Source organism: Staphylococcus sp. HMSC061G12, from assembly GCF_001838465.1.
Classification (GTDB): Bacteria; Bacillota; Bacilli; order Staphylococcales; family Staphylococcaceae; genus Staphylococcus; species Staphylococcus simulans.
The window spans coordinates 1-452 of record NZ_KV837143.1; the positions used below are offsets into that span (position 1 = coordinate 1).

The 452-nt window shown below is 29.0% G+C and carries 1 pseudogene; it reads left to right on the top strand.

From position 1 onward, the window contains the following. Window positions 1–452, top strand: a pseudogene (locus tag HMPREF2937_RS09545) (poly(glycerol-phosphate) alpha-glucosyltransferase); the annotation flags it as partial.

Consider the following 452-nt stretch of genomic DNA (forward strand, 5'->3'; position numbering starts at 1 on the left):
TAGGAAAAAGTTTGCAACCTGTTGAAAAAGCAATTGATTATGTTATTTCAAATCAGTTACTTGAGGTTGGGGATAAAGCATATATTTATGATGATACTAACGAATCTAATGAAATCAAATTAGGACAAAATGCTTCATTTATATTTGCGGTATGTGAATATTTAAAACATGAAGATAACCTTGAATACCTTAAAAGCGCTCAAAAAGTAGCGAAAGGCATCCTTACAATGATTGATAAAAACACGTATGAAACAACACATATATTAAATTATCCAGATTTAAGCGTTAAAGAAAAATTCAGAATTATTTATTATGATGGTGAAGCAGCCCTTGCATTGTTGAGACTATATCAAAAAGATAAAAATGAATTATGGTTGAAGACTGTAGAAAAATTAATGGATCGTTTCATTGAGAAAAAATATTGGCAATACCATGATCATTGGTTAGGTTAT